This window comes from Luteitalea sp., assembly GCF_044337415.1.
GTDB lineage: Bacteria > Acidobacteriota > Vicinamibacteria > Vicinamibacterales > Vicinamibacteraceae > Luteitalea.
The window spans coordinates 1-2,718 of the sequence record NZ_JBIINP010000383.1 but is presented as its reverse complement, the minus strand read 5'-3'; the positions used below and the strand labels follow the sequence as shown (position 1 = coordinate 2,718).

The window sequence follows — 2,718 nt, the reverse complement described above, 5'->3', positions numbered from 1 at the left end:
CGAGGCCGTGAGGTCGAGCGTGTGCCCCACCTGCGTCGCCATCACGCCCGACTCGACGCGCCCCGGCCATCGCACCAGCAGCGGCACGCGGATGCCGCCCTCCCACACCGTCCACTTGCGGTTGAAGAGCGGCCCGTTGTCGGACAGCCACTCGCCGCCGTTGTCGTTGGTGAAGATGACCAGCGTGTTGCGCGCGAGGTCGAGCCGGTCGAGCGTGCGCAGCAAGTCGCCCACGCCGCGATCGACGCGCTCGACCATCGCCACGTAGTCGGCGCGGGTGCTCTCGACCTCCTCACCCGGCATCACGTGTCGCGCGCGATCGACGGCGACAGACGGCTTGTCAGGCGGCTGGTACGGCCAGTGCGGCGCGTTGTAGGCGACCTCGAGGAAGAACGGGCGCGACGCATGCCGCTCGATGAACGCCACCGCCCGCTGCGTCAGCAGGTCGGTGGTGTAGCCCTTCACGCGCACCTGCCGCTCGACGCCCGTCGCCGCACCGGCGGCCCCAGGGGACTCACCCTCCCACAGGTCGGGCGTCATCTCGTTGCCGTCGTGCGTGTAGTAGTCGTGATACCCGCTCTTGAGCCCGAAGAAGTAGCCGAACCCGTGGGCCAACGGTCCGTGCTTGGCCGCATACCCGAGGTGCCATTTGCCCACCAGGCCCGTCGCATAGCCGCCATCGGCCAGCAGTTGCGGCAGGGACCGCCCGGTGGCCGGCAGGCCGATGTCGCTGCCCTTTGCCGAGGGCCGCGAGAGCGCCGTCTCGATGCCGTACCGCTGCTGGTAGCGCCCCGAGATGAGCCCCGCCCGCGTCGGTGAGCACAGCACGCCCACCGAGTAGAACTGCGCGAATCGCACGCCGTCGCGCGCCAGGCTGTCGATGTTCGGCGTGCGCACGTCGATCGCGCCGTAGGACGACAGATCGGCCCACCCGAGGTCGTCAGTGATCACGAGCACCACGTTCGGCCGCGCCGCGCGCCCCGCCTCCTGCGCGCTGGCAGACATCCCGACGACCGTCCACCACGCGCACGCGATTCCCACGAGGGCCCGCCAGGTCATGCCCGCTCCCCTTCGGCCAGTCGCGCCCGGTCGCACCGACGGGGCATACTGCGACGGCACTTCTTCCGTGAGTGGAAATCTACAGCGGACCGGTCCAAGACCGCTCGCTCCCCCTGTCGCCGATATGCCGCAGACACCACCCTCGCCGCCCTCACCTCTCGCCGCACGCCTCATTCGCGGCACCGCGCGCTTCACCGGCCGCTGGATGTTCCGCGCCGCGTTGCTCGCGCTGCTCGTCGTGTTCGCCGTGGCGGCCGGCTTTGCCGCCTACGCCGTGCTGATGCTGCCCGAGGTGGAGCCCTGGCACACCACGCGACTGACGGGCGAGTTCACCGAGTTCGATGCCCCGGGCATGGACTTCGCCGGCTACCAGGCGAAGGAGGCGAAGCTGTTCGAGGAGATGGCGCAGGCAGTCGCCGCCATGCCGAAGGACCGCGCCTACTTCGCGGGCAGCCGCTACGACCCGCAGGGCCTCGGACGCCGCCTCGCCGGCGATCAGCCGTACAACCGCACCACGCGACGCACGCCCGCCGGGCCGCTCAAGGGCGCGGCGCTGCTGATCCACGGCCTGAGCGACGGCCCCTACTCGATGCAGAACCTCGGCGACCTGCTGCTCGCCCAGGGCTTCGAGGTGACCATCCTCCGCCTGCCCGGCCACGGCACGCTGCCGAGCGGCATGGTGCACATGGAGTACGACGACTGGGTCGCCGCGATGCACCTCGCCGCGCGCGACATCAGCACGCGCCTGCCCAAGGACCTGCCCTTCTACCTCGCGGGCTACTCCACCGGTGGCTCGCTGGCGATGACCTACGCCCTCGACCGCATCACGCCGGGCGCCGACACGTCGCTGCGCACGCCGACGCGCGTGCTGCTGTTCTCGGCCGCCATCGAACTCACGCCGGCCGCGGCCCTCACGCCCATCCTCGACCTGTTCGCCATGCTGCCGATCAAGGCCTTCGAGAAGGTGAACTGGCAGTCGATCGGCCCCGAGTACGACCCGTACAAGTTCGTGTCGTTCCCGGTGAACGCCTCGCGGCAGGTGTTCAAGGCGACGCGCCACCTGCAGCGCCAGCTCCTCGCCGCCGAGCAGGCCGGCCGCCTCACCCAGCTCCCCTCCATCGTCGCCTTCCAGTCGGCGATCGATTCCACGACCGGCGCCTACGGCGTGTCGACGACGGTGTTCGGGCGCTTGAAGGGCGCGCAGCATCGGCTGGTGCTGTTCGACCTGAACCGCCACTGGAAGTACGACATCGTGCGCCGGCCCGCGTCGGACGCGCTCGTGAAGTCGGTGGTCGACGGCTACGCGAACGGCACGCGCGGCCACACGCTGGTGCTGCTCACCAACCGCTCGCGCACCACCGAGGAGATCGAGGTGCGTGAGTACGCGCCGGGGCGGCGCGATCCCGTGGTGACCACGCCCGGCCTGAGCTGGCCCTTGCACCTGGTGTCGGTCGGCCATGTGTCGGTGCCCTTCCCGCCGAACGACCCGCTGTACGGCTACGAGGAGGGCTCTGGCGCCAACGGCATCGCGTCGATCGGCAGCTGGCGCGTGCGCGGCGAGGAGGGCGCCATCGTGCTGCCCCTCGGCGCGCTGGGCCGCATCCGCGCCAACCCCTTCTGGCCCGTGCTGACGCAGCAGGTCCAGTTGCTGACGGGGGC

At 70.8% G+C, this 2,718-nt stretch carries 2 protein-coding genes; one reads left to right on the top strand and one right to left on the bottom strand.

Annotated elements, in window-relative coordinates; all coding sequences use genetic code 11:
* A partial coding sequence (locus ACIRDX_RS22645; RefSeq protein WP_396627678.1) for a sulfatase-like hydrolase/transferase occupies positions 1–1,059 on the bottom strand: 1,059 nt, incomplete at its 3' end.
* A gap of 124 nt (positions 1,060–1,183) precedes the next feature.
* Between ACIRDX_RS22645 and ACIRDX_RS22640 the strand changes: the two genes are divergently transcribed.
* Positions 1,184–2,718 (top strand): alpha/beta hydrolase (locus ACIRDX_RS22640; protein WP_396627677.1); only part of this gene is annotated, 1,535 nt, incomplete at its 3' end.